General features: G+C 64.9%; 23 protein-coding genes. 14 read left to right on the top strand and 9 right to left on the bottom strand.

The window, feature by feature from the left end:
• Nucleotides 1–104 precede the first annotated feature (104 nt).
• Nucleotides 105–995, top strand: a complete 891-nt coding sequence (locus tag ACYQ4T_RS05025) for a 2OG-Fe(II) oxygenase family protein (RefSeq protein WP_459851183.1) — start codon at nucleotides 105–107, stop codon at nucleotides 993–995.
• Nucleotides 996–1,004: 9 nt separating this feature from the next.
• Here the strand turns inward: ACYQ4T_RS05025 and ACYQ4T_RS05020 are convergent, their stop codons facing one another.
• Complete coding sequence (locus ACYQ4T_RS05020) at nucleotides 1,005–1,187, bottom strand: DUF1192 domain-containing protein (protein WP_459851182.1); 183 nt, start codon at nucleotides 1,185–1,187, stop codon at nucleotides 1,005–1,007.
• A 111-nt stretch (nucleotides 1,188–1,298) separates the two neighbouring features.
• On the opposite strand from ACYQ4T_RS05020, the gene ACYQ4T_RS05015 reads away from it, so the two are divergent.
• From ACYQ4T_RS05015 to ACYQ4T_RS04995, 5 genes are all read left to right on the top strand, one after another.
• The gene (locus tag ACYQ4T_RS05015; RefSeq protein ID WP_459851181.1) at nucleotides 1,299–2,300 is read left to right on the top strand and encodes an NAD(P)H-quinone oxidoreductase; all 1,002 of its coding nucleotides are present in this window, start codon (nucleotides 1,299–1,301) and stop codon (nucleotides 2,298–2,300) included.
• A 553-nt stretch (nucleotides 2,301–2,853) separates the two neighbouring features.
• Nucleotides 2,854–3,501: a DUF1013 domain-containing protein gene (locus ACYQ4T_RS05010; protein WP_459851180.1), complete on the top strand. Its 648-nt coding sequence runs from the start codon at nucleotides 2,854–2,856 to the stop codon at nucleotides 3,499–3,501.
• Nucleotides 3,502–3,514: 13 nt separating this feature from the next.
• The gene (locus ACYQ4T_RS05005; RefSeq protein WP_459851179.1) at nucleotides 3,515–4,525 is read left to right on the top strand and encodes a carbohydrate kinase family protein; all 1,011 of its coding nucleotides are present in this window, start codon (nucleotides 3,515–3,517) and stop codon (nucleotides 4,523–4,525) included.
• Nucleotide 4,526: 1 nt separating this feature from the next.
• Nucleotides 4,527–5,432: a pseudouridine-5'-phosphate glycosidase gene (locus ACYQ4T_RS05000; protein ID WP_459851178.1), complete on the top strand. Its 906-nt coding sequence runs from the start codon at nucleotides 4,527–4,529 to the stop codon at nucleotides 5,430–5,432.
• Nucleotides 5,433–5,487: 55 nt separating this feature from the next.
• Nucleotides 5,488–5,718 (top strand): hypothetical protein, encoded by a 231-nt coding sequence (locus ACYQ4T_RS04995; RefSeq protein ID WP_459851177.1) that lies wholly within the window; start codon nucleotides 5,488–5,490, stop codon nucleotides 5,716–5,718.
• Here the strand turns inward: ACYQ4T_RS04995 and ACYQ4T_RS04990 are convergent, their stop codons facing one another.
• The 3 genes from ACYQ4T_RS04990 to ACYQ4T_RS04980 all read right to left on the bottom strand — a co-directional run bounded on the left by ACYQ4T_RS04990 (nucleotide 5,719) and on the right by ACYQ4T_RS04980 (nucleotide 9,883).
• Nucleotides 5,719–7,065: a hypothetical protein gene (locus tag ACYQ4T_RS04990; protein ID WP_459851176.1), complete on the bottom strand. Its 1,347-nt coding sequence runs from the start codon at nucleotides 7,063–7,065 to the stop codon at nucleotides 5,719–5,721.
• A gap of 142 nt (nucleotides 7,066–7,207) precedes the next feature.
• Complete coding sequence (locus tag ACYQ4T_RS04985; RefSeq protein ID WP_459851175.1) at nucleotides 7,208–9,424, bottom strand: xanthine dehydrogenase family protein molybdopterin-binding subunit; 2,217 nt, start codon at nucleotides 9,422–9,424, stop codon at nucleotides 7,208–7,210.
• A gap of 3 nt (nucleotides 9,425–9,427) precedes the next feature.
• Complete coding sequence (locus ACYQ4T_RS04980; protein ID WP_459851174.1) at nucleotides 9,428–9,883, bottom strand: (2Fe-2S)-binding protein; 456 nt, start codon at nucleotides 9,881–9,883, stop codon at nucleotides 9,428–9,430.
• Between the two features lie 275 nt (nucleotides 9,884–10,158).
• Between ACYQ4T_RS04980 and ACYQ4T_RS04975 the strand changes: the two genes are divergently transcribed.
• The gene (locus tag ACYQ4T_RS04975; RefSeq protein ID WP_459851173.1) at nucleotides 10,159–10,704 is read left to right on the top strand and encodes a PAS domain-containing protein; all 546 of its coding nucleotides are present in this window, start codon (nucleotides 10,159–10,161) and stop codon (nucleotides 10,702–10,704) included.
• A gap of 9 nt (nucleotides 10,705–10,713) precedes the next feature.
• Here ACYQ4T_RS04975 and dksA read toward each other — a convergent pair whose 3' ends face one another.
• Both dksA and ACYQ4T_RS04965 read right to left on the bottom strand, forming a co-directional pair.
• Nucleotides 10,714–11,130, bottom strand: coding sequence for an RNA polymerase-binding protein DksA (gene dksA, locus ACYQ4T_RS04970; protein ID WP_395018174.1), 417 nt, complete (start codon nucleotides 11,128–11,130; stop codon nucleotides 10,714–10,716).
• 167 nt (nucleotides 11,131–11,297) lie between these two features.
• Nucleotides 11,298–11,729, bottom strand: coding sequence for a flagellar assembly protein FliX (locus tag ACYQ4T_RS04965; RefSeq protein WP_395018172.1), 432 nt, complete (start codon nucleotides 11,727–11,729; stop codon nucleotides 11,298–11,300).
• Between the two features lie 293 nt (nucleotides 11,730–12,022).
• Between ACYQ4T_RS04965 and ACYQ4T_RS04960 the strand changes: the two genes are divergently transcribed.
• Genes ACYQ4T_RS04960 through ACYQ4T_RS04950 form a run of 3 tightly spaced genes read left to right on the top strand, consistent with a single transcriptional unit; the run spans nucleotide 12,023 to nucleotide 13,955 of the window.
• Nucleotides 12,023–13,177, top strand: a complete 1,155-nt coding sequence (locus ACYQ4T_RS04960) for a flagellar basal body P-ring protein FlgI (protein ID WP_459851172.1) — start codon at nucleotides 12,023–12,025, stop codon at nucleotides 13,175–13,177.
• Nucleotides 13,174–13,506: a rod-binding protein gene (locus ACYQ4T_RS04955; RefSeq protein WP_459851171.1), complete on the top strand. Its 333-nt coding sequence runs from the start codon at nucleotides 13,174–13,176 to the stop codon at nucleotides 13,504–13,506. Before ACYQ4T_RS04960 ends, ACYQ4T_RS04955 begins: the two co-directional genes overlap by 4 nt.
• Nucleotides 13,507–13,514: 8 nt before the next feature.
• Nucleotides 13,515–13,955 carry a hypothetical protein gene (locus ACYQ4T_RS04950; RefSeq protein ID WP_459851170.1) on the top strand — a complete coding sequence of 147 codons (441 nt, stop codon included), beginning with the start codon at nucleotides 13,515–13,517 and terminating at the stop codon, nucleotides 13,953–13,955.
• Between the two features lie 6 nt (nucleotides 13,956–13,961).
• On the opposite strand, the gene ACYQ4T_RS04945 is transcribed toward ACYQ4T_RS04950, so the two are convergent.
• Nucleotides 13,962–14,402 carry a hypothetical protein gene (locus ACYQ4T_RS04945; RefSeq protein WP_459851169.1) on the bottom strand — a complete coding sequence of 147 codons (441 nt, stop codon included), beginning with the start codon at nucleotides 14,400–14,402 and terminating at the stop codon, nucleotides 13,962–13,964.
• Between the two features lie 530 nt (nucleotides 14,403–14,932).
• On the opposite strand from ACYQ4T_RS04945, the gene ACYQ4T_RS04940 reads away from it, so the two are divergent.
• On the top strand, nucleotides 14,933–17,173 hold the full coding sequence (locus ACYQ4T_RS04940) for a flagellin N-terminal helical domain-containing protein (RefSeq protein ID WP_459851168.1): 2,241 nt from the start codon (nucleotides 14,933–14,935) through the stop codon (nucleotides 17,171–17,173).
• 120 nt (nucleotides 17,174–17,293) lie between these two features.
• Here ACYQ4T_RS04940 and ACYQ4T_RS04935 read toward each other — a convergent pair whose 3' ends face one another.
• Together ACYQ4T_RS04935 and ACYQ4T_RS04930 are read right to left on the bottom strand one after the other, a co-directional pair.
• A complete protein-coding gene (locus ACYQ4T_RS04935) occupies nucleotides 17,294–18,379 on the bottom strand; it encodes a tetratricopeptide repeat protein (RefSeq protein ID WP_459851167.1) in 1,086 nt (361 codons plus the stop codon).
• A 10-nt stretch (nucleotides 18,380–18,389) separates the two neighbouring features.
• On the bottom strand, nucleotides 18,390–21,812 hold the full coding sequence (locus tag ACYQ4T_RS04930; protein WP_459851166.1) for a tetratricopeptide repeat protein: 3,423 nt from the start codon (nucleotides 21,810–21,812) through the stop codon (nucleotides 18,390–18,392).
• Between the two features lie 391 nt (nucleotides 21,813–22,203).
• Between ACYQ4T_RS04930 and ACYQ4T_RS04925 the strand changes: the two genes are divergently transcribed.
• The 3 genes from ACYQ4T_RS04925 (at nucleotide 22,204) to ACYQ4T_RS04915 (ending at nucleotide 25,523) form a co-directional block, all read left to right on the top strand.
• Nucleotides 22,204–24,486, top strand: a complete 2,283-nt coding sequence (locus ACYQ4T_RS04925) for a flagellin N-terminal helical domain-containing protein (RefSeq protein WP_459851165.1) — start codon at nucleotides 22,204–22,206, stop codon at nucleotides 24,484–24,486.
• A gap of 135 nt (nucleotides 24,487–24,621) precedes the next feature.
• The gene (locus ACYQ4T_RS04920) at nucleotides 24,622–24,978 is read left to right on the top strand and encodes a flagellar biosynthesis repressor FlbT (protein WP_459851164.1); all 357 of its coding nucleotides are present in this window, start codon (nucleotides 24,622–24,624) and stop codon (nucleotides 24,976–24,978) included.
• Nucleotides 24,979–25,046: 68 nt separating this feature from the next.
• Complete coding sequence (locus tag ACYQ4T_RS04915; protein ID WP_459851163.1) at nucleotides 25,047–25,523, top strand: flagellar biosynthesis regulator FlaF; 477 nt, start codon at nucleotides 25,047–25,049, stop codon at nucleotides 25,521–25,523.
• Nucleotides 25,524–25,541: the final 18 nt, after the last annotated feature.

Raw genomic sequence — 25,541 nt, 5'->3', positions numbered from 1 at the left:
AGGCGCCCCCGGTCAGGGTACGGTTAGTCGAACGTGGTTTAAGGCTGAACCGGCTGCTGGGACGCCGGGATGAACGCCCTTAGACCCTCACTGGGGAGAACAGCATGCACAGCAATGCCGTGGAGCGGGTTCATGATTGCAACCCGATCGATAATCCTGCCGCCCGCCTCGTGCTCGAAGAGTTGTTGGCGCGCGGCCACGCCAAGTTGAAAATCAGCCGCGAAACTCGCCGCCAGATCGATAACACCTTTGCCATCGCCCGCGAATATTTCGCGAAACCCATTCCCGAAAAATCGTCCTTCGCCCTGCCCCGTTACGTCGAGGGCTACCGCGAGATCGGCCTGGAATATTCCCAGGTCAAAGAGCGCCCCGACCTCACCGAGAGTTTTTCGCTCTGGAACCGCAACCGCGCCCATACCGACGCCGCGGGCTGGACCCAGAGCTGCCCGATCCACCAGGAGCTCCGTCGCACCATTGACGATCTCTCGACTTATGTCGCCGAGCTCTTCCAGACCATGGCCGACAAATGGGCGCCCGGGACCACCGGCCCCAGGTTCCAGCGCGCCTCCTATATCCAGGTGAACTACTACGAGCCGGCGCAGCACAGCCGCGATATGCTGCAGGACGGTCACGAGGACGGACATCTGATCACGCTGGTGACCTCGAACGCGCCGGGGCTGGAGGCTGAGATCAATGGCAAGTATCAGCCGGTCGATATCGGCCCGGACGAGTTTTTGATCATGCCCGGCAGCCTGCTGACCTTGATGACCGGCGGTGCGATCCCGCCGCTCTTCCACCAGGTGAAGAACAGCCGGCGCCAGGACCCGCGCTACTCGATGATGTTCTTCGTGAACCCCGAGGGCAACCAGGTGCTCGAGCCCTGGATCCGCAACGAGACCAACAAGGATGCGGACGTCATCGCCGAGGCCAATGCCTTGCCGCTGAAATTCGGCTTGCCGACGCTCGAGGACGGCACCGAGGGCCGCGGCCGCTAAGCCGCCGCCTTACGATTTGAAAAGGCCCGCCGCGGCAGCGAGGTGGGCCTTTTTCTTTTGCATGTTCTCCTCGACCCGGCGGATCTCGGCCTTCAACTCCTCGATATAGTCCGCGAGATCCTCGACCGACATTGGATCGAGATTCTTCGGCTTGGGCTTGGCTTTCCGGGGTTCGAGATCGTCGGTGTCCATCGCTTCATCCTCGCTGTTGCCGGCATGATGACCCCGGCCGCGCCGGTTTCCAAGCGCCCCCTTTTACCCATAGGGCATTCTCGGCTAATGATCGGCCAAACGGAGGACGCCATGACCCTGCCATCAGAAATGAACTGCATCGTGCTGGACGGTTTCGGCGGTCCGGAGGTGCTGAAGCCCGGCAAGCGGCCGATGCCGACATACGGCGCCGACGAAGTCCTGATCAAGGTGGCCGCGGCTGGCGTCAATCGCCCCGACGTGCTGCAGCGGACCGGCAATTACACGCCCCCGCCGGGCGCTTCGGATCTGCCGGGCCTCGAAGTCGCCGGCACCGTGGCCGCGATCGGCAGCGCCGTGAAGGATTGGAAGGTCGGCGATTCGGTCATGGCGCTGGTGGCTGGCGGCGGTTATGCGGAATACTGCGCGGCGCCGGCGCCGCAATGCCTGCCCGTACCGAAAAGCTTCAGCATGGTCGAGGCCGGCGCGGTGCCGGAGACCTTCTTCACGGTCTGGACCAATGTCTTCGATCGCGGGCGGCTGAAATCGGGCGAGACCTTCCTGGTGCATGGCGGATCGAGCGGGATCGGCACCACGGCGATCCAGCTCGCCCATCTCTTCGGCGCGAAAGTCATCACCACGGTCGGCGGCGCCGACAAGGCCGAGGCTTGCCGCAAGCTCGGCGCCGATCTCGCGATCAACTACCGCGAAGCCGATTTCGTCGAGGCGGTGACGAAGTTCACCGGGAAGCACGGCGCCGATCTCATCCTCGACATGGTCGGCGGCGATTACATCAACCGCAATCTCGCCTGCCTCGCCGTCGATGGCCGTCTGGTGCAGATCGCCTTCCTGCAGGGGGCCAAAGCTGAGATCAATCTCGCTGCGGTGATGATGAAGCGCCAGACCATCACCGGCTCGACCCTCCGCCCCCGCTCCGTCGCCCAGAAGGGCGAGATCGCGGCGGCGCTGAAGAGCCATGTGCTGCCGCTGTTCGAAGCGGGCAAGGCCAAGCCGGTCATCTACAAGACCCTGAAGCTCGCCGAGGCGGCCGAAGCCCACCGCCTGATGGAATCCAGCGCCCATATCGGGAAGATCGTGCTGACCGTATCAGGTTGACTGCATACTCCAGAATTCACCCGAATTGGAGGTCACGCGATCCGGCAGAGACTCACTGCGTCGATCGTGCTATGATCCACGTGCTGGTTGACTTCGCGAATGCTGCATCGAAGCTGCCCCCCGACTTGGTGCATGCCGGCCGGCAACCCATCGGCAGCGCTTGCATGTACCCAGCATGTACGAAACGCCGGATCCGCTGACTTGAATTGCGATGCCGGTGGTCGCGCCCGGCGCCTTGCATGGACCCAGCATGTACGAAACGCCGGATCCGCTTCGCCCGAGCGAAGGGGCTTGCGGCCTTCCGGTGGCTTACTCTTGGCGACTAAAATCCATATAATTCAACAACTTAAAATCTTCCGACTTTATCGCGAGCCGGCCTTCTAAGCGGGTTCGAATCGAGTTTCTCCTTGTCCATAGCCCCCGGCCAATGCTATTTCGCGGGCTGATTTGGTGTCGCTGCCTTATTGGCGCGCCCTGATCAGCACCCCAAATGGTCAAGTAACGGACTTGGCCGCCCGCCGGCGAAAACCCGGCGGCCGAGGAGGAGGATTTTATGGCTGCACCGCAACTTCTGATGCCGAAGGCGACCGCCGTCTGGCTGGTGGAGAACACCACGCTGACCTTCGACCAGATCGGCGCCTTCTGCAATCTGCACCCGCTGGAAGTCCAGGGCATCGCCGACGGCGAGGTCGCGATCGGCATCGTCGGCCTCGACCCGACGACCAACGGCCAGCTGACCAAGGAAGAGATCCTGCGCTGCGAGCAGGACACGACCCAGCGCCTGAAGATGGCGAAAGTCGCGATCCCGCTGCCACTGACCCGCAGCAAGGGCCCCCGCTACACGCCGGTCTCCAAGCGCCAGGACAAGCCCGACGCCGTCGCCTGGCTGGTGCGCCATCACCCGGAGCTGACCGACGCGCAGATCTCGCGCCTGATCGGCACCACCAAGCAGACCATCGCCGCGGTCCGGGACCGCACCCACTGGAACTCGGCCAACCTGCGGCCGCGCGATCCCGTGCTGCTCGGCCTGTGCACCCAGACCGACCTCAACAACGCGATCCTCAAGGCCCGCAAGGCCGCCGGCAAGCCGGCGACGCTCGACCCGCTGCCGGGCGCCGAGCCGATCGTCGAGGAGCCGATGCAGGAACCGAAGGAGAAGTCGCGCTTCGATATCGGCTCCTTCTTCAAGAGCCAGAACTGACCGCCCGGCTCGCTTGAGCCAGCCGGCGAAACCGACACGCCGCGCCCAGCCCGGGCGCGGCGTTTCATTTGTCACCGTGGTGGGTGGCGCCAACATCGACATCAAGGTGGCGATCAAGGGCGCGACCATTCCCGCGACTTCCAATCCCGGCACGGCGATGATGTCGCCGGGCGGGGTCGGGCGGAACATCGCGCATAACCTCGCCCGCCTCGAGGTGGCGGTGAAGTTGATCAGCGCGGTCGGCCGCGATCCCGAAGGCGATCGCCTGCTCACCGAGACCGCGGCGGCCGGCGTCGATGTCGCGGCGGTGCGGCGCGGCGGCGGCAATACCGGCGTCTACGCCGCCGTGCTGGATCGCACCGGAGAACTCGTGATCGGTGTCTCGGCGATGGACATCACTGCGCAGATCACCCAGCGCATGCTGCAGCGCTGCCACGCCGAGATCTCCGGCGCCGGCTTCCTGGTGGCCGACTGCAATCTCGAGCGGAGCTCCCTGCAATGGCTGCAGCAATGCGCCAAGCAGAACGGCATCCCCTTCCTGGTGGAGCCGGTCTCCGCCGTCAAAGTCGAGAAGCTGCACGCCATCCTGCGGCGCGGTGCGGCGATCCACACCGTGACGCCTAACCAGCAGCAACTGGGTGCGTTGACCGGAGCCGATCTGAAGTCGCTGGAGGCGACCGGGAAGGCCGCGCGCGGCCTCCATGATCGGGGTGTTGCCCATGTCCTGGTCGGGCTCGGGCCGGAGGGTGCCCTGCTCTCTTCCACCCAGGGCGAGGAGATCCGGCAGCACCATATCCCGGCCGCGCAGGCAAAGCCGCAGGATGTGACCGGCGGCGGCGATGCGCATGTGGCGGGCTATGTGGCCGGCCTGGTCGGCGGCATGAAACCGCTGCAGGCGGCCTTGCTCGGCCAGGCGGCGGCGGGACTTGCGGTCAGCGCGGCCGAGAGCGTCAGCCGCAAGATGAGCATGAAGAACCTGACCAACACGGCGACGGCGCTGAAGCGCCGCGTGAAGGAGCTCTAAGATGGCATTCGAGATCACAACCGAGGTGCAGGACGCGCTGGAGGAGAACCGGCCGGTGGTGGCGCTGGAATCCACCATCATCGCCCATGGCATGCCGCATCCGCAGAACCTGGAAACCGCGCAGGCGCTGGAGCAGATCATCCGCGACCATGGCGCCGTGCCGGCGACCATCGCCGTCATCGGCGGCGACTTCAAGATCGGGTTGACCGCCGCCGAGCTCTTCGTCCTGGCGACCGAGCAGGACGTGATGAAGCTCAGCGTGCGCGACCTGCCGCTCGCCGCCACGAAGCGCCTGCATGGCGCGACCACCGTTGCCGCCACCATGCGGCTTGCGGCGCGGGCCGGCATCCGCGTCTTCGCCACCGGCGGAATCGGCGGCGTGCATCGCGGCGCCGAGACCACGTTCGACATCTCCGCGGACTTGACCGAGCTCGCGGAGACGCCGGTCGCCGTCGTCTCCGCCGGTGCCAAGTCGATCCTCGACATCGGCCGCACGTTGGAAATGCTGGAGACGCTGAGCGTCCCGGTGATCGCCTACAAGACCGACCGATTCCCCGCCTTCTATTCGCGCGAGAGCGGCTTCGCGGCGCCGATGCGCCTCGACTCGCCGCTGGAGATCGCGACTTTCCTGAAGGCGCGCTGGGAGCTCTCCCCGAAGGGCGGCGTGAGCATCGCCAACCCGATCCCGGCCGCGGACGAGATCCCGGCGGCGAAGATCGAAGGCACGATCCGCGCCGCGCTCGACGAGGCCGCGAAGCAAGGCATCGCCGGCAAGGAGACGACGCCCTTCCTGCTGAAGCGCGTCAACGAAGTGACGGCCGGCGCCAGCCTCAAGGCCAATATCGCGCTGGTGAAAAACAACGCGCGGTTGGCCGCCGAGATCGCCGTCGCGCTGGCCGAGCGATAGCGCCAGGGAACCTTCGCCGTTCGCCTCGGATTAGTTCCGAAAGGAGCACCGAAGCATGGCGAACAAGAACGGCGACCTGGGCAAGTTCAAGCGGGCGCTCGACCAGCAGAACCAGGTCGAACGCGGGCGGAGCTCATCCGAAAAGCACCAGCGCGATGCGGCCGAAGGCAAGGCGGCCCATCATGGGCCGGGCGCCTTGGAAGAGCAAAGCAAGGGTCGGCCCAAGCAGGGGCAGGCCGCGACGACCAGGAAGTCGCCGCAATCCGCCCGCAGCCAGTCGCGCTGATCAGTTCTTGACGATATCCAGCCGGTGGTCGGCGTTCACGGCGCATTTCGCACTGGGAATGCCCTGGTCCTCCGGGCTGTTGGCCCAGGCGTCGGGCAGGTAGAGCGGCTTGTTCTTCTTGATCTGCGCGTTGGAGACCATGCGCGCCTGCTTGCCGTTCTTGGCCTGCGAATAGACCACGCCAATGCCGAAGCTCGGACGGGCGTTGTCGCCTTCCCATTTCACGCGATAGACCGTGACGTCGTGGCCGAGCTCGTCCTTCGCCGCCCAATGGGTGACTGTCGGCAGCGGCTCGAAGGCATTGGCGCCGGGAAAGGTCTTGCCGTCGAGGCCGATCGCGAACTGGCGATAGATGTAGGTCTCGCCGTTGGGCCCGTCATTGTCCTCCGGGTTCGCCATCTCGGCGACCCAGAGCTCGATATGCGGCTGGCCGACCCAGGACTTGGCCTTGCCCGATTTGAGCTCTGCGTCGGCGCTCGGGTCGAAGACCTGAATCAGCAACGAAGCCTCGCTCTCCTTGATCACGCGCAGGGTGGCAGCACCCTCGTCGATCGGCTTGCCGAACACCATGAAGCCGTTGAGGCCGTCGGTGGTCAGCGCGCGGGCGCAATCGCCGAGCGCGGTGCCCTCGGGGTAGCCGTTGCCGTCATAATCGGGGCCGGCATTCGGGAATGGGATGGAATAGCCGCCGGCGATTTTGGGGCCGGTCGGCAAGGTCGCATCCGGGCCGTTCGGCCAGTCCGGGCAACCGATCTCGTCATCTTCCTTATACCTGAACCCGGCGACCGACCCGACCTGGCGCGCCGACAAGGTGACACGATCGACCTCGGTATAGGTGCCGCTGCCGGGAATGGCGTTGTGATAGCTGCAGTCGAACTCCTTCACGACGGCGAGCGGGCTGAGACGGATCTGCTTGGTGGATACCCAGCGCCAGGCCGAGCCGCCGCTCTGGTCCCAGGTGATCATGTTGGGGGTGACTTCGATCATGTCCTCGCCCATGCCGGCGGAACCGTATCCGTCGTTGCAGAGTGCCAGGATGCGCTTCGGCGCCTCGCCGCCGGCGATCAGCCAGAGCTCGCGGCCGCCGTCGTGATCCGGTGCGTCGGTCGCTTCCGGATCGCCGATGCAGCCTTCTTCCGGCGCCTCCGCCGGCTTGTCGGCGACGTCGAAATGCACATCGACCACCGTCAGCTTCACGTTGCCCGGTCCCTGCCCGGCATCCACCGTGGTCGTCTTGCAGGTCTTGCGCGCGCCACAGATCGCGGACTGCTGGTCCGGCGAGAGATCGGCGGCGAAGACGGGTGCTGAAAGGAAGATGACGGCGGCGAATGCCAACCAGCGGAACATGAATGACTCGCTTTTCTTGAGACCCCGAACGCGGCGCAGGATATGGGTCTCGCGAATCAGCGCAATGGTTCATGCGTTGGACTGTGACGCAGCGCAGGCTGCAGCCGTGATTTCGATCACAGCCGCAGCCTGCCTCTGATGCTTACGCCGCGGTCCAGTCGAACTTGCTCATCGGCAGGACGCGGATGCGCTTGCCGGTGGCGGCGAAGACCGCGTTGGCGACGGCCGGGCCGATCGGAGGGACGCCGGGCTCGCCGACGCCGGTCGGGCCTTCCTTGGACTGCAGGATATGCACTTCGACCTGCGGCATCTCGTCGAGATGCAGCACTTCATAGCCGTCGAAGTTGGTCTGCTCGACCGCGCCGTCCTTCAGGGTGATCTCGCCCTTCAGGATGGCGCTCAAGCCATAGCCGATTCCGCCTTCCATCTGCGCCTTGATCACGTCCGGATTGACGGCGGTGCCGCAATCGACCGCGCAGATCACGCGCTCGACCTTGACCGAGCCCTGGTCGACCGAGACATCGACCACTTGCGCCACATAGGAGCCGAAGGATTCGGCGACGGCAACGCCGCGCCCCCTAAGGGATCCATTGGGGCCCTTCTCCAAGGCTTGGCCCCAGCCGGAGGCCTCCTTCACCTTCTCGAGCACCGCCTTGTGCCGCGGCTTGTCGCCGAGCATCGCCAGACGGAACTCGATCGGATCCTTGCCGGCGGCCTGCGCCAGCTCGTCGATCAGCACCTCGGTCGAATAGGCGGTGTGCGTGCTGCCGACCGAGCGCCACCACAAGACCGGCACGCCGACCTTGGTCGTGACCAGGTCGACATGGATGTTCGGCACCGCATAGGGCAAGGTCGAGGCGCCTTCGACCGAGGTCGGGTCGACGCCGTTCTGGATGAACCCGGCGAAGGGACCGTCGGACATGATCGACTGCCCGACGATGCGGTGCTGCCAGGCAACGAGCTTGCCCTCGCCGTCGAGGCCGGCCGACATCTTGTGGAAATACATCGGGCGGTAGCGGCCGCCGGTCATGTCGTCCTCGCGGGTCCAGACCAGCTTGACCGGCGCCTTCCAGCCGATCGCCTTGGCGGTCGACACCGCTTCGGCGATCACGTCGCCATCGCCGACCGCACGACGGCCGAAGCTGCCGCCGGTCATCATGACGTGGAGCACGATCTTGTCCGGCGTGGTCTCGGCGATCCCGGCCGCGATGCCCTGGTAGAGATCCGGCATCTGGTGGCCGCCCCAGATCTCGATCCTGTCGCCGTCCTTGCGGGCGACGGCATCGAGCGGCTCCATCGCGGCATGGGCGAGGTAGGGGAACTCGAACTCCGCCGAGATGACCTTGGCGGCGGATTTCATCGCCGCATCGGCATCGCCGTCATGGCGCGCCACCGCGGCCTCGGTGCCGGCGGCAAGCTTCTTATACTCGGCCATGAGCTCCGGCGAGCCGCGCTTCTCGGCCTTGCTGTCGTCCCATTCGACCTTCAAGGCCTTGCGGCCCTGCATCGCGTTCCAGGTGCTGTCGGCGACCACTGCGACGCCGCGCGGGATCTGCACGACGTCGACCACGCCCTTCACCTGCTTGGCGGCGGCGGCATCGAAGGACTTCACCGTCGCGCCGAACAGCGGCGGCCGCGCGACCACGGCGTAGAGCATGCCCGGCAGCTTCACATCGAGCGTGAAGGTCTGATGCCCGGTGGTCTTCGCCGGAGAGTCCAGACGCCGCAGGTCGGCATTGCCGATCAGGGTCCAGGCGCCGGCATCCTTCAGGGTCACGTCGGCAGGCGGCGTTTCCTTCGCCGCGGCTTCGGCAAGCTCGCCGAAGGTCGCGGTCTTGCCGCTGCTGTGGCTGACCACGCCTTTCGAGACGGTGATCTCACCCGCCGGCACATTCCATTGCTTGGCGGCGGCGTTGACCAGCATCACTCGCGCCATGGCGCCGGCGCGGCGATAGCGGTCGAATGAGCTCATGGTCGCGGTCGAGCCGCCGGTGCCCTGGAACTTGCCGCCGAAGGCGATATTGCCATAGAGGTTCGGGTTGCCGTAGCCGCCCTCGACCTCCATCTGCGACCAGTCGGCCTCGAGCTCCTCCGCGACCAGGGTCGCGGTGCCGGTGTAGATGCCCTGGCCCATGTCGAGGTGGGCGGCGAGCACGGTCACCTTGTTCGCCGGCGAGATGCGTATATAGCCCTCGAACGGGCTGCCGGCCCCCGCGGCCTGCGCACTGGTGATGCGGCCTCCCAGGCCATGCCAGCCGATGACGAGACCGGCGCCGGCGACGACGCCGGCTTTCAGGAAGCTGCGGCGGCTGGGCGTGATGGCGTTGATGGGGAGTGCTTCGTTCTTGCGGATCAACATGGCTCAGCCCTCCATGATGCGGGCGGCTTCGCTGACCGCGGTTCGGATGCGTTGATAGGTGGCGCAGCGGCAGATATTGGTCATCGCCGCCTCGATATCCTCCTGGGTCGGCTTCGGGTTGCTCTCGAGCAGCGCCGTCGCCGCCATGATCTGGCCGGACTGGCAGTAGCCGCATTGCACGACATCGAGCTTCTGCCAGGCGGTCTGCACCGCCTTCGCCGCCTTGCTCTCGACCGCCTCGATCGTGGTGATGCTGGCCGCGCCGACATCGCCGACGGTGACACTGCAGGAGCGGGTCGGCTGGCCGTCCATATGGACGGTGCAGGCGCCGCAGGCGGCAATGCCGCAGCCGTACTTGGTGCCGGTCAATCCAATCGTGTCGCGCAGCACCCAGAGCAAGGGCGTCGCGGGATCGACATCGACCAGATGGTCCTGTCCGTTGACTTTAAGAGTGATCATGGCGCGTGGCCCCTCCCGAGGGCGGTGCGGATGAGAAACGGCGATGTCCCGGCACCGAAGCGACCGGTGGCGGGAAGACATGCGTGCGGATAAGGCTCGAAGGTCACTAGCCCCGATTATATCAGGAGGCGCCTCCGTTTTTGCAATGGCGTTGCGGGCAGTATTTTTGCGCCGCCCGGAATTTCCCTGGGGATAAAGCCGCGGCACCGTATCCGACCTTCCTGCGAAAGTTATAGATTGTGGAAAGGGTTGTTCCGGAAAAGGCGGAACTTGGGGTGTTGGAGCGCTTGAGCCAGGAGGAGACCGAAGCCCGGATCGCCGCAAGCCATCCGGACATTCGCGCCATGGTCGATTACTGGCGGTCGAAGGCCGGCGCGCGCCGGATGCCCCGCCGCACCGATATCGACCCGGGCGACATCAAGGCCTTCCTGCCGCGGATCACCCTGGTGGATGTCGTGCCGGATGCGCGCCGCTTCGTCTACCGGCTGGTCGGGACCGAGGAAGTGGCATCGCGCGGCAGCGACCCGACCGGCCGTTCCGTGGCAGAGGCCTTTTTCGCCTCCTCCGCCGAGGAATCCCTCGCCTACTACGAGTACGTCGCTCAGACCGGGGAACCCTGCTGTTTTCGCGGCGACTACCGCGCACCGGACGGCGCGCTGGAGAAGCAGGACGTGATCTTCCTGCCGCTCTCGGAAGACGGCGAGACGGTCAGCATCATCCTGGTCTTCTATCACGATTACCGGTTCCACCCGCGGGTGGCGGAATCCTCCGTCCTGCTCCGCTACCACAGCTGGGAGAAGGACGCGGAAGATGAAGGCTAGAGCACCGGCTCAGTCGTCGCGGTGGGTGCGTTCCATCCGCTCGTGGCGCTCCTGGGCCTCGATCGACAGGGTTGCGATCGGGCGGGCTTCCAGGCGCTTCAGCGAAATCGGCTCACCGGTCTCCTCGCAATAGCCGTAGGAGCCGTCCTCGATCCGGAGCAGCGCCTCGTCGATCTTGGAGATCAGCTTGCGCTCGCGGTCGCGGGTGCGGAGCTCGAGGGCGCGGTCGGTCTCCAGCGAGGCACGGTCGGCGATATCCGGTTCCGAAAGGCTCTCTTCCTGGAGATGGCTCAGGGTCTCGTTCGATTCCCGGAGCAGTTCCGCCTTCCATCCGAGCAGCTTCTGCCGGAAATATTCCAGCTGCATCGGATTCATGAAGGACTCTTTTTCGGTCGGCCGATAGTCGGGCGAAAGCAACGGTTTCATGCAGTGCTCGAATGGATACGCCGGTTCCCGGTACCATCCTCCCAGGGCGATTCCCTGGTGGCCGGGCGCGGGGAGTAATAAGGGAATAAAGTTATCCTCGCAAGTCCGATTTGGCGTCGGGCGCGGCGTTCAACTTATTGTAATTTAAGGATTCTATATCCCAGCGCTCAGGGCGCGGGGCGGCTCAGCTTGGCCAGCTCCACAGCGGCCCGAAGCTCAATCTCGTCGAGAATGGCGAGGAGCTTCGGATCGTCGATCTGCTCGCGCTTGGCTCGGACCAAGGAGGCGAGCTGCTCCAGCTTCGCCATCGGGATGGTGCCGAGCAGCAGGCCCAGCCGGATCTCCTCCAGATGGTCCAGCATCATGTTGCCGCGTTCCTGCGCCCGCTTCCGGGCCCGGCCACGCGTGGCATCCGGAGCCTCTTGCAGGGCCAGCACGGTGTTGAGATCGGTGAAGCCGACGCTGACCGGCATTCCCGGGCCGTGGCTCTGCTGGGTATCGCTGAGCGCCTTGGCGAAGGCGCCGGAACCAGTCGCCGACGTGCCGCCGGTCTTGCGGACGGTCGTCGTGGGCCTCGGTGCGGTGGGTTCGACTTTCATCGGTCGGGAAGCGACTCCATTCGGGCGGCGCCCTGCCTGCCCTTTTAGTCACCGTATCCTTAACATTCTATAAAGAAATCCAAAGGCTTGCCTATCGTACCCTGGCCCCGGCAGAAACTGCCGGAAGGTTAAGGCCGGTCCTGCCCGCGCCTCGTCCGGGCACAGCAACCGGTCCTGGTCAGGTCTGGTAACCAACTGAAATCATTAATATAGCGACATTGGCGCGCCTGGCATGGGATTCGCTAGTTACCGGGCGCAAAGCCAGTTTAACCGCCGAAGAAATCGGACCGAACATGAAGCGACCGCCCACCAGCAAACCGCGCTCCGCCCTGCTGCGGCTCGCCCGCCTGGGCGTGATGCTGGCGGCCCTGGCCGCGACCGCGATCCCCGCCGCCGCCACGTCCCGGATCAAGGACATCGCCGATTTCGAGGGCGTCCGCGAGAACCAGCTGGTCGGCTACGGCCTGGTGGTCGGCCTGGACGGCACCGGCGACGACATGAAGAAGAAGGCCCCGTTCACCCGGGAAAGCCTGATCGGCATGCTCGAGCGCCTCGGCGTCAAGATCAACCGCGACAATGCCGACCTCGAGACCAAGAACCTCGCGGCGGTGATGGTGACAGCCAACCTCCCCGCCTTCTCCCGCCAAGGCAGCGAGATCGACGTCAGCGTCTCGTCCCTGGGCGATGCCACCAGCCTGCAGGGCGGCATCCTGCTGGCGACCCCGCTGATCGGCGCCGACGGCGAAGTCTACGCGGTGGCTCAGGGCGGCATCACCATCGGCGGCTTCAAGGCGGCGGGTGCGGCCGAGACCATCGTGCGCGGCGTGCCGACCAGCGGCCGGATCGTGCGCGGCGGCATCGTCGAGCGCGAGATCCCCTTCGAATTGAATCAGCTCTCCAGCTTGAAACTGTCGCTGCGCAACCCGGACTTCACCACCGCCCAGCGGATCGCCGATGCGATCAACGCCGCAGTCGGCGCCGGCACCGCCCTGCCGATCGACGGCGGCACCGTGCAGTTGAACTCCAGCCAGTTTCCCGGCGGCCCGGCCGCTCTCATCACCAATGTCGAGCAGCTGCCCATCGAGCCGGACCAGCAGGCCCGCGTGGTGATCGACGAGAATACCGGCGTCATCGTCATGGGCGAGAACGTGCGGATCAGCAAGGTCGCGGTTGCCCAAGGCAATCTCACCATCCGCGTCACCGAGACCCCGCAGGTGTCGCAGCCCTCGCCCTTCTCCTCGACCGGCGTGACGGTGGTCGTGCCGCGCACCGATATCGAGGTGCAGGAAGATCGCAACCGCAAGCTCGCGGTGCTGCCGACCAGCCTCACCCTCGAACAGCTCGTCACCGGAATCAACTCGCTCGGCGTCGGTCCGCGGGATCTCATTTCGATCCTGCAGTCGATCAAGGCCGCCGGCGCGCTCCAAGCGGACATCGTTACGCAATGAACGCGGTCTCGACAGCGCCGACCCTTGGGCCGACCTATACGCCCGATCCGCGCCAGCTCGCTCAGCAGCGCGCGGCCCTGGCCAAGCAGCAGAACGAAGCGGCGATCGACAAGGTCGCCGAGGATTTCGAGGCCTTCTTCGCCGGTGCTTATTTCGAGCAGATGTTCTCGGGCATCAAGCCGGATTCGGTCACCGGCGGCGGCGAGGCGGAGGGGATGTTCCGCTCGCTGATGACCCAGGAATACGGCAAGGCGGTCGCAAGGCAGCATGTGCTCGGGATCGCCGACGTCGTGAAACGTCAGCTCCTGCAACTGCAGGAGCAGCAATAGGGGGTTCTATGTCCAAGCCGTCGTCGCGCGTCACCGAGCTCTTGGCCATCACTTCGCGGCTGATCGGCTGCCTGCAGCAGGAGATGGAAGCGATCCGCGCCATGCGGCCGGAAGCCTTGAAGCAGATGCAGGTGGAGAAGATCGCCCTCGCCGACACCTACCGCGCCTTCACCCTGGCGCTGAAGGAGCCTTCCGGCGAGAACCAGGCGATCAGCACCGCCTTGAAGGACGAACTGGTCGAGGCGACCGAGCGGGTCCAGGCGGCGGTCACCGAAAATCTCCGCGCGCTGCGCGCAATGCGGGACGTCAACGAACGGGTGATGCGCGCCGTGGTTTCCGCGCTCGACGAAAAGCGCTCCAGCGTCACCGGCTACGATCAGCGGGGCTCCCTGCGCAAGGGACGCCGTTCCGCCGCCGCGGAGCCGGCTACGATGCAACAACGCGCTTGAAGCGGATCAGGCCTTGATGTCGACGTGGGCAGCCGTCGCAGCCGCGGTGGTGCTGGGTGCGACGGAAGGCGAAGCCGGGGGCGCGCTCGGCCCGGAGGCCGGCTTGGCGCCGGTGCTCACCACGACGGTCTGCGGCGCGGTCTGGCTCTCACCAACGGAACCCTTGTAGAGCTTCTGCTGCAGCTGAACCCGCTGCTCGCGCTGGGACGCCGCATATTGCCGGAGGTGATACTCGGTCGGGACCTGGGTGACTTCCGCCCCGGTCTCCACGTTCTGCTGCAGCAGGATGACCTTGCCGAAGTCCGAGCGGTAGCTGAACTCGAAGGCGTTGTAGGCGAAGATTTTCTGATCGGCGGTCTGTGTGGGCGTCGTTATGACGCGGGGCTGAGGCTCGGAGGGACTGGCTTCCGCGGCGCTGACGGCGAACACGCCAGCACCCACCGCCACCCGCGTATCAAGCGAGGACGATGCGCCAGTGCTTCCCAAACTGTTGCCGACACTCAGCATTTTGACTATCCGCGGACGGGCGACCTAACCCGCTGTTTCGCCACGTATTCAACTAAAAACCTCTATGCCCAGCTCTATGCACCCAAATTAGAACCTGGGCAGGGTTACAATAGGCCTGTTAACACTTAACTTCAAGACTTTAACCCTGGGAAACCCAACCCAATGGTGTGATTCCTCAGAATCGAAGCGAAGAATCTTCCTCTACCATTCCGATTCATGGACAACCGCGCCGCGCAACCCGGCGGTTTCTACCCACCAAAAGCCAACGATCCAGTCGGCAATTCTGTTCCTTCCCGGCGATAATTGCAGGGTGGTGGGCGAGCCGCAGGTCTCTGGAATCGTCATTTTCTGACGTAATATCAACAAAATAGCAGTTGGCATGGCGACTGCATCAAGGGGTCCGAGGGCTGGGTTGACCAGCCTAGCCGGGGCCAAAGGCTTCGGTCAGCCAAGATTACGGGAGAACCCTGATGGCAACGAACGACATCCCATTGACGAGCGGCATCCGCGGGAACTTGCTGCTCCTGCAGTCGACCCAGTCTCTGCTCGATCGGACACAGCAGCGCCTGTCGACCGGCAACAAGATCAACAGCGCGCTCGATGGGCCCGTCGCCTATTTCGCCGCCAAGGGTCTCAACAACCGGGCCGACGACCTTTCGGCCTTGAAGGACTCGATCGGCCAGTCGGTCAGCACGATCCAGACCGCCAACACGGCGGCGACCACGATCGGCAACTATCTCGACCAGGCGCAGGCGCTGATCAACCAGGCGCAACAGAACCTCGGGTCGGACGCGAACTCGATCAATCTGCGCAAGTCGCTGGCGACGCAGTTCAACACGCTCCTGGACCAGATCAACAAGCTCGCCCAGGGCGCCAACTACAACGGCAAGAACCTGGTGATCGGCAACGGCTTGCGGATGGACGCGACCTCGTCGACCAAGAGCTCGACCAACGCGATCCCGGGGGTCACCGGCGCAACCGTCACCAACGTGATGACGACCGACGACTACGTCATCGCGATCAAGGGCGACGGCAAGATCTCGGCCAACGCCACCGACGTTGCCAATGCCGAGGCCGACCGCGGGATCAGCAACGTCGTGGTCAGCGGCTTCCAGAGCAAGGTGTCCGCCACCTTCAGCTCGCTCTCGGTGAAGATCACCGGCGGCGTCGGCCAGGACAAGACCATCACGGTCACCGAGGGCACGGTCGCCTTCACCCAGACCTTCACCCAGGCGCAGTGGAAGGCGGCGAACTCGACCGGCCAGGTTCTGAACTTCGACCACCAGTTCGTCAGCGGCACGCATATCAACTTCGACGTCGACTTCGAGCAGATCGAAGCGGTGCCGGACACCGCCGGTGTCGGCACCTCGACCATCGAGAAGTTCGCCGACCTCGGGATCGGTGTCACCAACTTCAACGGCATCGGCGCCACGGTCACGCGCAGCGCGTCGAACCTGTCCGGCCAGCAGAAGCTGGCGGACGGCCAGAACTCCTGGAACTTCGACACCGGCACGCCGCGCCTCACCATCGACGAGAAGACCATCCTGCAGTCGTCCCAGTACAACGCGATCGTTGGCGGCGCCTATGGCGGCGCCGCGGATGCGATCGCCGGCACGCCGACCATTCCGCTGGCCGGAATCTCCAACGACTTCACCTACACGGTGACCGCGCGTGCCGACCCGGCGAACTTCGACTTCGTCGCCGGCAAGTTCACCGCCTACAGCGTGACGGTCACCGGCCCCTCCGGCACCTCGACCATCGTGGTCAACGGCGACGGACTTTACTCGATCAACAGCATCGCCGACGGCACGCCGGCAGGAAGCGTCACCATCGACTTCCGCACCGCGGGCCTGGCGCGCACCACCGTTGCCTCGGCTTCGGACGCGACGCAGGTGCAATCGACCGCCATCGTCCTGGGCGGCGTGCTCGACGTCAGCAACATCTCGGTCGGAGCGGTCTCGGGCTTCGCCAACGACGTGGCGACGCGCATGACCATCAACATGAAGACCGACGTCAGCGCCTCGACCTTCGTGCTCGACGACGGCTACGGCGGCAAGGCGACCTACAACGGCACACTGGCCTCGTCGCAGGTCATCAACTTCGTGATCTCCGGCGGCGTCAACAGCGGCGCGACCCTGGTCTTGAGCTTGGGCAGCAGCGTGCTGCAGTCCAACGCCACCGGCCAGATCATCATGAACGCGATCGGCGCCTACACGGCACCCCGTCAGGTCGCGTTCGACGTGCGCGCCGGCCAGACCGGGTACACGTCCACCTTGAGCACGGCGCAGGTGACGAACGCCACCGACGCCAACAACATGACGGTCCAGCTCGACGAGACCAACGTCGCGCATATCCAGGTCATCAGCAAGAACCTGCAGACCGACGGACAAGGCCTCGCGGTCGACCAGGCGCAGAACAACTGGCTCGACCGCGCGGATCTCGAGGTCGCGAGCAAGATGATCCAGGCCGCGAAGACCGAGTTGCAGGCCCAGACCTCGGGCTTGAACAACAACCTCGACATCATCCAGGAACGGCAGAAATTCACCGACAGCTTCGTGAACATCCTGGCCGAGGGCGCCAACAAGCTGGTCCAGGCGGACCAGAACGAGGAAAGCGCCAACATGCTGCAGCTGCAGACCAGGCAGCAGCTCGGCACGATCACCTTAAGTCTCGCCAACCAGGCCCAGCAGGCCATCCTGAAACTGTTCTGATCGCAGTCTCCCCCCGATTTCCCTGGGGGGCAGCGACAGACCGGCCCGGCGACTTGCCCCAGTCGCCGGGCCTTCTCTTTTCAGGCGGATGCATCGCCGGATCGGGCGAGGCCGTCCCGATCAGTCGCCGCTGTTGCCGATCTTCACGACGGAGAGGTCGAAGACACCGGAGCCGGCGAGCGGCTTGGCGTCGGGAGCCTTAGGCTCGACCGTGGCGGCCGGCGCCATCTCGCCGAAATCGACGGTGAAGGCCGGCGCCGCGGCCTCCGGCTCGCCCTTGAGCTTCCGGATCAGGCTCTGGATCTCGGCGTCGTCCGGGGCGAGGCGCAGGGCGCGCTCGGCGACCGGCAGGGCCTCTTCACTCAGTTCCTGTCGCGCCAACTCGAGGGCCAGCAAGCGCCAGGCAACGGCCGACTTCGGGTCGATGGAGGTGGCGCGGCGCAGCCAGCGCAAGCCCACCTCGTTGTCGTTGGCCCGCAGGGAAAGGATGGCGTAGTTGAAGGCTGCAAGGAACTGGTCGGCCTTGATGTCCAAACTGCGCCGGAAAGTCTCGCGCGCTTCGTCGCTTTTGCCCTGCTCGCTCAGCAGCCAGCCGAGCAAGGAGACGATCGCCGGATCCTTATCGCCCGAGAGAGCCAGGCCGCGACGGACCACGGTTTCCGCTTCTTGGAACCGCCGGAGCGCGCCCAGGCACTCGCCCCAGCTGGCCAGGCTGTTCGCATCGAGGCTGCCCAGGGCCGCGGCCTTGTCGAAAGCCTCGGCCGCGCCGGCCTGGTCGCCGAGGTCGCGCCGCGCGAGCCCCAGATTCTGCCAGGCCATGAAGTTCTTCGGGTCGAGCGCCAATGCCTTGGTGACGGCATCGACGGCTTCCTGCGACCGCTCGATGGCGAGGCAGGCCGCCGCGAGGTTGTTCCAATAGAGCGATTCCTCCGGCCGGGTCGCGACGGCCTTGCGCAGCAGTTCGAGGCCGGCCTCGGTGCGACCGGTGCGGGAGTAGATCATGCCGAGCTGATGGTTGACCTCGGGCTGATCCGGGTCAGCCTTGTAAACCGCATCGAGCAACGCCTCGGCGCCGGCCAGGTTGCCGACCTGAGCCAGCGAGATGGCCTGATCCAGCCTTTCCGCATGGGCGGCGGAAACGGCCTTCCCCCGACCGCCTCGCTCTTGCTTCGCCGCAGCGCGGCGTTCCTTCCGATTCATCGCCATCTGAGATCGATCAACTCCCGAACGTTTGCTCGAACAGGGCCAGCACTTTTGCGACTTCGGCCTCACCCGGACCACCGGGCGCCACCACGGTCCGCAAGGCCGAGAACCAGCGGTTCTCCCCTTCGTTCATGCCCCACCACCAGTGATCCACCGCCCGCTTCACCTTGAGAGTCGGCTTGCCGAGCGCGCCGGCCAGAACGGCGGTCAAATCTTCGACCGCGATCACGAAATCGCAAGCCTGAACTTCGGCGGCGTATGCACCGAGGTCGCCGGAGAAGTCCACCCGCCGGTCAAAAATAAGATCGCGGCCCGTGCGCTCCGCAAATTCCGCCAGTTCCGCCTCCGCGGAACCGGGATGCAGGGCGACGACCATCACGTCCGATCGATCGATCAGCGGCAGCCAGGCGTCGAGTGGGGTCGGCCATTGCGGCGAGCTCTTGGCATGGCGCCACGACAGGCCCACCAATTTCCGACCCTGCGCTGTCGCCTGGTATGCCTGGCGCAGCACCGCGACCTTCTCCGGGTCCGCGGTCAGCGCCGGTTTCTGACGCGCCGGAAACTGGCTCTGAGCGCTGCGGAGCCGGCCAGCCAAGTTGCCGAGCGTGCTCACCAGCTGGAAATTGCGCTCCTGCAGGGTTTCCGGAGTCAGGTCGTTACGCCCCATGACGTCTATGGTCGGAAAACTGGTGGTCATCAACGACGCGAGACGGGGATCGCATTCCAGCGCCGTCTTTCGGCTTTCCCTTGCGACCTCCGGGATCAATCCGGCGAACAGCAGCTGCTCGATGAGATTGCGCTCGGCTGCCAGGAAGAGGCGCTGCTTGCGCAAGCTGCCCTCGGACCAGGGCTTCGGTTGCTTTGCCGGATCGAGCGCGGCGAAGTAAGTCGGCAGCACTTCGGGCCGGACACCAAAGCGCCAGCGGAAGCTCGGCCAGCCTGCCGCCCATTGGTCGAGCCGCAACAGGATCTCGGCAAGTGCGGTGTGGACCGTCGCATTCGAAGGCTCGACGGTGAGCACGCGCTCGTAGTTCTTGCGGGCCAGTTCGAAATCTCCCTGGGCGGCCTGCAAACCCGCCAAAGCCATGCGGCTGGCCACGTTCTCAGGGTCGCGACGCAGGATCCGCGCGAAGAAATCGGTCGCTTCGTCGTACCGGCCGAGATCCGACAGGATGCGGCCGCAGGCTATCGAGGCCTCGTCGTTCTTGGGGAAGCGGCGCGTCAGCTCGCGCGCAAGACCGAGGCCGTGCTCGGCGTCACCCGCCTTGGCGAGTGCCTGGGCCATGTCCGCCTGGATGTCCGGATCCTCGGAATCAAGCTCGATCGCGCGGTGCAGAATGCCGACGGCATCCGCCGCCTGGCCCGCCGCCAGCGCGGATTTGGCCACCGCGCGCATGGCCTGCGCCTTGTCCACGCCATGGGCCAGGAGCATGCGGCCGTATTGCTCGGCATCCGCGATCCGGTTGGCCTTGACCATGGTGGAGAAGGCGCGGCGGAGGTATGCGATCTCAGCCTGTTTCAGAGTTTCGTCATCCTGCTTCGCCAGCCGATCGGCGACCCGTTCGACCAATCCGTCCCAGCCCCCTTCCTTGTCGGGCCGGAAGAGTTCCAGGCTGTCGTACCACATCGTGTCGGTTCGATCGGTCTGCCAGCGCCAGTCGGAATTGAGCGGGAGCATGGCCCAGCAGGGCTTGCCGAGGCCGCCGGCGAAATGAATCGTGCTGTTGTCTACCGAAATGACCATGTCCATGGCGGAGATCTGCGCCGTGAAAGGATCCATGTCCCCCATCGGGTTCACCTCCTTGTCCCAGTACACCTTGTCGCCCAGCTGCTGCTGCAACTCTTCGATGTCTCGGGTAAGGTCGCCGTATTGCAGGCTGATGAAGGCGCAGTCCTCCATGTCGAACAGCGGCTTCCAGTAGGGAAGTTCGAGAGAGCGCATCGCAGCGCTGTCGCGGTTTCCGCTTCGCCAGGAAATGCCGATCAGGCGTTTCCCCGGGAACTGCGCTTCGTAACGCTTCCGGAGCTTCGACTTCAGCGCCGGATCGGCCACCAGGAAGCCCGCCTTGCCCGGCAGATCGTCGATATCGGGCTTCAGAAGATCGAGCAGGTCGCCAGCCGTCGTGCGCGCCGCCACCGCCTCTAGCGGGATGTCAGGCGGCAGCTTGTTCTCATAGATGAACTGCATTTCGGGGAAGCTTCGCCGGAACAGGTTGCCCATACGTGGGATGACCTTGGTGACGACGTCCCGCGCCTTGGGCGCGATGCCGGGAAAGAGCACCGCCCACATCACATAGTCGCCGACCCCCTGCTCGCATTGCACGACCAGCTTGCCGTGCTTGATCGGACTGCCGTCCCACTCCGGGACCGGAAGTTTCCACAGTTCCTCAGCGCCTTCCCGCACCCAACGCGTGTAATGGTACTTGTGGAAGGTCTCAAGATCGCCGAGCCGGAATGAGTTCAAGGAGTAGATCATCAGAAGGCTCGGCCGGTCCATTCCGGCATTCAGCACCTCGCGCACGACTTCGTGGCCGCCGAGGAAGTCGCCGTCCTGCATCAACGTCACGGCCAGATAGCGATAGGCCTGTGAGTCGTCCGGGTTCCGCTTGATGTAGTCCCGCACCATCCCCGCGGCGCGTTCGGGCCGCTGCGCAATGACGAACGTCTCGGCGGCGAGATGAGCGTTAGACCAGTTGTCGGCCGCGAGTTCTTCCAGGCGCGCGCGATGCGCCGCGGCGACGTCGGGCTCGTGGCGCAGGTCGGCCAGCGCCTCCGCCAAGGCGAGATTGACCGCCGTCAACGCCGCCTCCACCTTGCGTTTCTGGGCGCGCTTCAAGGCGCGATCCGCCTCGTCCAGGTCGCCTCCCCGCATCATGAGCGACCAGGCCAGGTAGTTGAGGGCGTTGGTGTCGTCCTCGTCGATGTTCAGGATGCGCCGCGCGATCTTCTCCACTCGCTGCGGCGAGCGCATGGTGGTCGCAGCACGCAGCAAGCTGCTCAGCAGCTGAAGGCGGGTCGGTACCTGCCGCAGCCCCGCCTCGTAGATCTCGATCGAGGAGAGCAGATGCCGGCTCTCGAAATACATGTTACCGAGCGCAAGGTAGGCATCGGCATAGTCGCGTTCGTTGTCGATCGCGCGGCGCAGCATGCGCTCGGCGCGCGTCTTCTCGTTATCCTGTCGCGAGAGCAGCACGCCGAGGTTGTAGAGAGCCTGGGCGTCGTTGGGATCGAGGTCGATCATGGATTCGAGGCAGCGCCTCAATTCCTCGGTGCGACCCGCCTTGTTGAGCAGGCTCGCCTCATGGGCCAGTTCGATCTTCCGCTGCCGCTGGCTCTTCAACGTCAGTTCGGCATCCTCTGCGGCAGGCACCACCGCCGGGGTGACCTGGGGGTAGGACAGCAGCCCCGCTTCGTTGATCTTGTAGTTGGACGACATGGTGCGGTCTTGCCTGACTTCGGATGATGGATCGGGCCGTCAGCCTTCGGCTTGCCGCTAGCCTAGTCTGTCGGGCGTTAACAAAAAATAAACTCTAACTCGATGAATCGCCGAGGAAATCGGAATTTGTTAACGCGGCACATTCTGCCGCTGCGATAGGGGTTTCAGCGGCAATTCCTGCCCCGTTCGGCAAAAATTGCCGGGCCTCAACGCCGTTACTCTAACATGGTTAATCCAGGCGGCACGGATTTCCGCCATTTCTGCCGGGTCTGGCAACTTTTTCCGGTTGGCAGGGAAATTGCTACCTAGCCCTGCCTGCCGCATGTCCGCGGCCGGTGCGCCTGACAAAGGTCGGCGCTGAAACCCAGCCTCCAAAAGGGAGCACACTCGAATGGCTAATTCTGTCCAGCTCTCTGCGAGTATCCGCAGCAACCTCCTCCTGCTGCAGACCACGCAGACCTCTCTCGACCGTACCCAGACCCGCCTGTCGACCGGCAACAAGGTCAACTCGGCTCTGGACTCCCCGACCGCCTTCTTCGCGGCGAAGTCGCTGAACCAACGCGCCAGCGATCTTACCAGCCTGAAGGATGGCATCGGCCAGGCGATCAGCACGATCACCGCCGGCGACAAAGGCATCACGGCGATCCAAAACCTGATCGACAACGCCACCGCGCTGACGCAGTCGGCGCTGAGCAATCTCGGCACGGACGCGAACTCGGTCGCGACCCGCAAGAGCCTTGCCCAGCAGTACAACGCCTTCCTGCGCCAGATCGACAGCCAGGCCGGAGATGCCAACTATGCCGGTAAGAACCTGCTGATCGGCAGCGGCCTCCGTCTCGGCGTGACTGCGAGCAGCCAGCTCGACGTCAACGCCCTGGCCGGCATCAGCGGTGCCACTGTCACCAACGTCACCAAGGCCGACACCTACACCGTCTCGGTCGCGGGCGACGGCGCGATCTCCGGCGACGCGGGCGACATCGCCAACGCCGCCACCGATCGCGGCATCAGCAACATCACGGTCAACGGCTTCGCCTCGACCTCGAAGAACACCCTCTCCGACATCACCATCAAGCTGAGCGGCGGCACGGGTAAGGACAAGACCTTCACGGTTACCGAAGGCGACGAGTCCTTCACCACGACCTTCACCCAGGCGGAGTGGACCACGGCGAAGGGCGCCGGCACCGTGCTGAAGTTCTCGCACAGCTTCGGCAGCGGCACCAACCTCACCTTCGACGTCGACTTCGACTCGATCGAAGACGTGCCGGATACCGCCGGCGTGGGTACGTCGACCATCCAGAAGAACATCAACCTCCAGGTTTCCGTCGAAAACTCCGCGGGCGAAAAGGTCACCCGCGACGGTCTCCAGTCGGTTGGTAACGGCAAGGTCTCGGACGGCGAGAACGCGTTCTCGTTCGGCTCGGGTACCGCGCGCGTCACTCTGGACGAGCGGCAGATCCTGCAGGCCTCGACCTACACCGCGGCGGCTTCCGGTTCCTACGGCACCGGCGCGGCGGCGATCACCGGCACCCCGACCTTGACCTCCCCGGGCAGCGTGACCGTCGACGAGACGTTCACCGTGACGGCCAATGCCAACAGCTTCAACTATGCGACCGGCAACTTCGACTCGTATAGCGTCTCGCTGGACGGCAACGGCTCGGCCGGCCTGAACACCAAGGTCGTCAGCACCGGCAATGCTTCCCAGGTGGGTTTCAGCGCCGGCGGCAGCATCAACGGCAGCTCGATCGACATCTCGTTCAACTACAATGAGCTGAAGTACATCGCGACGGCGGCTGCGGCGGCTTCCGCCGAAATCGCCACCACGATCCAACAGCAGAGCGGCGCGTCCGGCACCCTGTCGACCGCTCCGATCACCAGTGTTGGCGCGGTTGCTGGCTTCGCTGCCAACCAGGTCAGCAAGCTCAGCGTTGATGTGACCGTCGGATCGGCTGGTTCGACCACCATCAACATCTCGGACGGCCTGGGCGGTTCGTTCAGCACCACGATCGGTGCTGGCAGCGTCGACGCCGGCAGCATCATCTCGGTCACCCTGACCGGTGGTACCAACAATGGTGCGACGATCAACCTCGCCTTCCGCGACAGCGCGATCTCGCAGTCCGGCTCGGCGGGTACTGCGGCCAGCCACGCAGCGTTCACCGTCCAGGTGCGCGGTGCGTACACCCAGCAGCGCGATGCGAAGTTCGACGTCCGCGGTGCGCATACCGGCACCTCGGCCGATCTGACCACCAAGCAGCTGGTCGATGCTTCCGACCAGAACAACCTGACTGTCCAGTTGAACGAGACCAACACCTCGATCGTCAACGTGGTCAGCCAGAACGTCCAGACCAACGGACAAGGCTTGCAGCTCGACCAGGCCCAGAACAGCTGGGGAGACCGTTCTGACATTCAGAACGCGATCGACCAGTTGAACAAGGCCAAGAACCTGCTGCGAACGGCCTCGTCCAACCTGGGCACCAACTTGAACATCATCCAGACGCGTCAGGACTTCACCTTGGAGTTCGCGAACGTGCTCACGGAAGGTGCATCCAAGCTGACCCAGGCAGATCAGAACGAGGAAAGCGCGAACATGCTGACGCTGCAGACCAGGCAGCAGCTCGGCACGATCGCCCTGAGCTTGGCCAACCAGGCTCAGCAGGCCATCCTGCGGTTGTTCTAACCGTCGGGGGTTGGGTAGACTTGGGCGGCGGGGCAACCCGCCGCCCAGGCTCCCCGCCAAGACTGATGCGAAATCAAATGCATACGATAGTTCGAGGGGACCGGGCCGATTCGCTTCGGATTGGGAGTTCCCGTTTTGCCCCTCAAGTTCACTTTGAAACCCGGCGAGAAAGTCATCGTCAACGGCGCGGTCATCGGCCGCGGCGAGGAGCCGGGCAGTTTTTACCTTTACAACAAGGTCAAGTTTCTCCGCGGCCGCGAGGTCATGAAGGAGGAGCAGGCCGACACTTTGGAGCGCAAGCTCTATTTAATCATTCAGTTGATATACCTCTTCCCGGAAAACGCTGCGGAGAACGTGGTCAAGTTCGAGCAGATCTGGGGCGAGGTTCTGCGGCAGCGGCCCGGCGACCGGGAGAAGCTCGAGGACGTGGCACGGCTCGTGCAGTCCGAGGACTACTACCGAGCGCTGAAACTGACCGCGAAACTGTTCTGACCCGCGGCTCCGAGCGCCAACGGAGCCGAAAGGCCAAGGCGGCGTTTTAGGAGCACGGAGTAAAGACGATGATGAACCAAGGGGCGAAAAAGGCGGGCTATGTCAGCCAGCCGGCGGCGACGGATCCGCGCAGCACCGAGGCCTGGGCCCTGTCCGAGGCTTCCCGTCGCCTTGTCGTCGGCGCCAAGACCGAGGACGGCGGCAAGTCGCTGCGCGACGCGCTGATCCTCAACCAGCGGCTCTGGACCATCTTCCAGACCGCCATGGCCGAGCCCGACTGCCCCCTGCCGCGGGAGATCCGCGACAATGTCCTCGCCCTCTCGATCATGATGGACCGGCAGATTCTGCAGCGTCTGGGCGACCTCGACGGCTCCAAGCTGCAGCCGATCCTGGACATCAACCGCTGCGTGGCCGAGGGCCTGGCGCAAAAGCCGCAGGTCGCCGAAGCCGGAATGGCACAGCCGATGCAAGCGAATGATGCAAACCCCATCCCGGCGGTTCCCGCCGTCGGCGGCGCCCGGATGGCGGTGAACGTCTCGGCCTGAACGGCCGGCAACTGGAGT

The organism is Dongia sp. agr-C8 (genome assembly GCF_054658695.1).
This window is presented reverse-complemented; position numbering and strand designations above follow the sequence as displayed.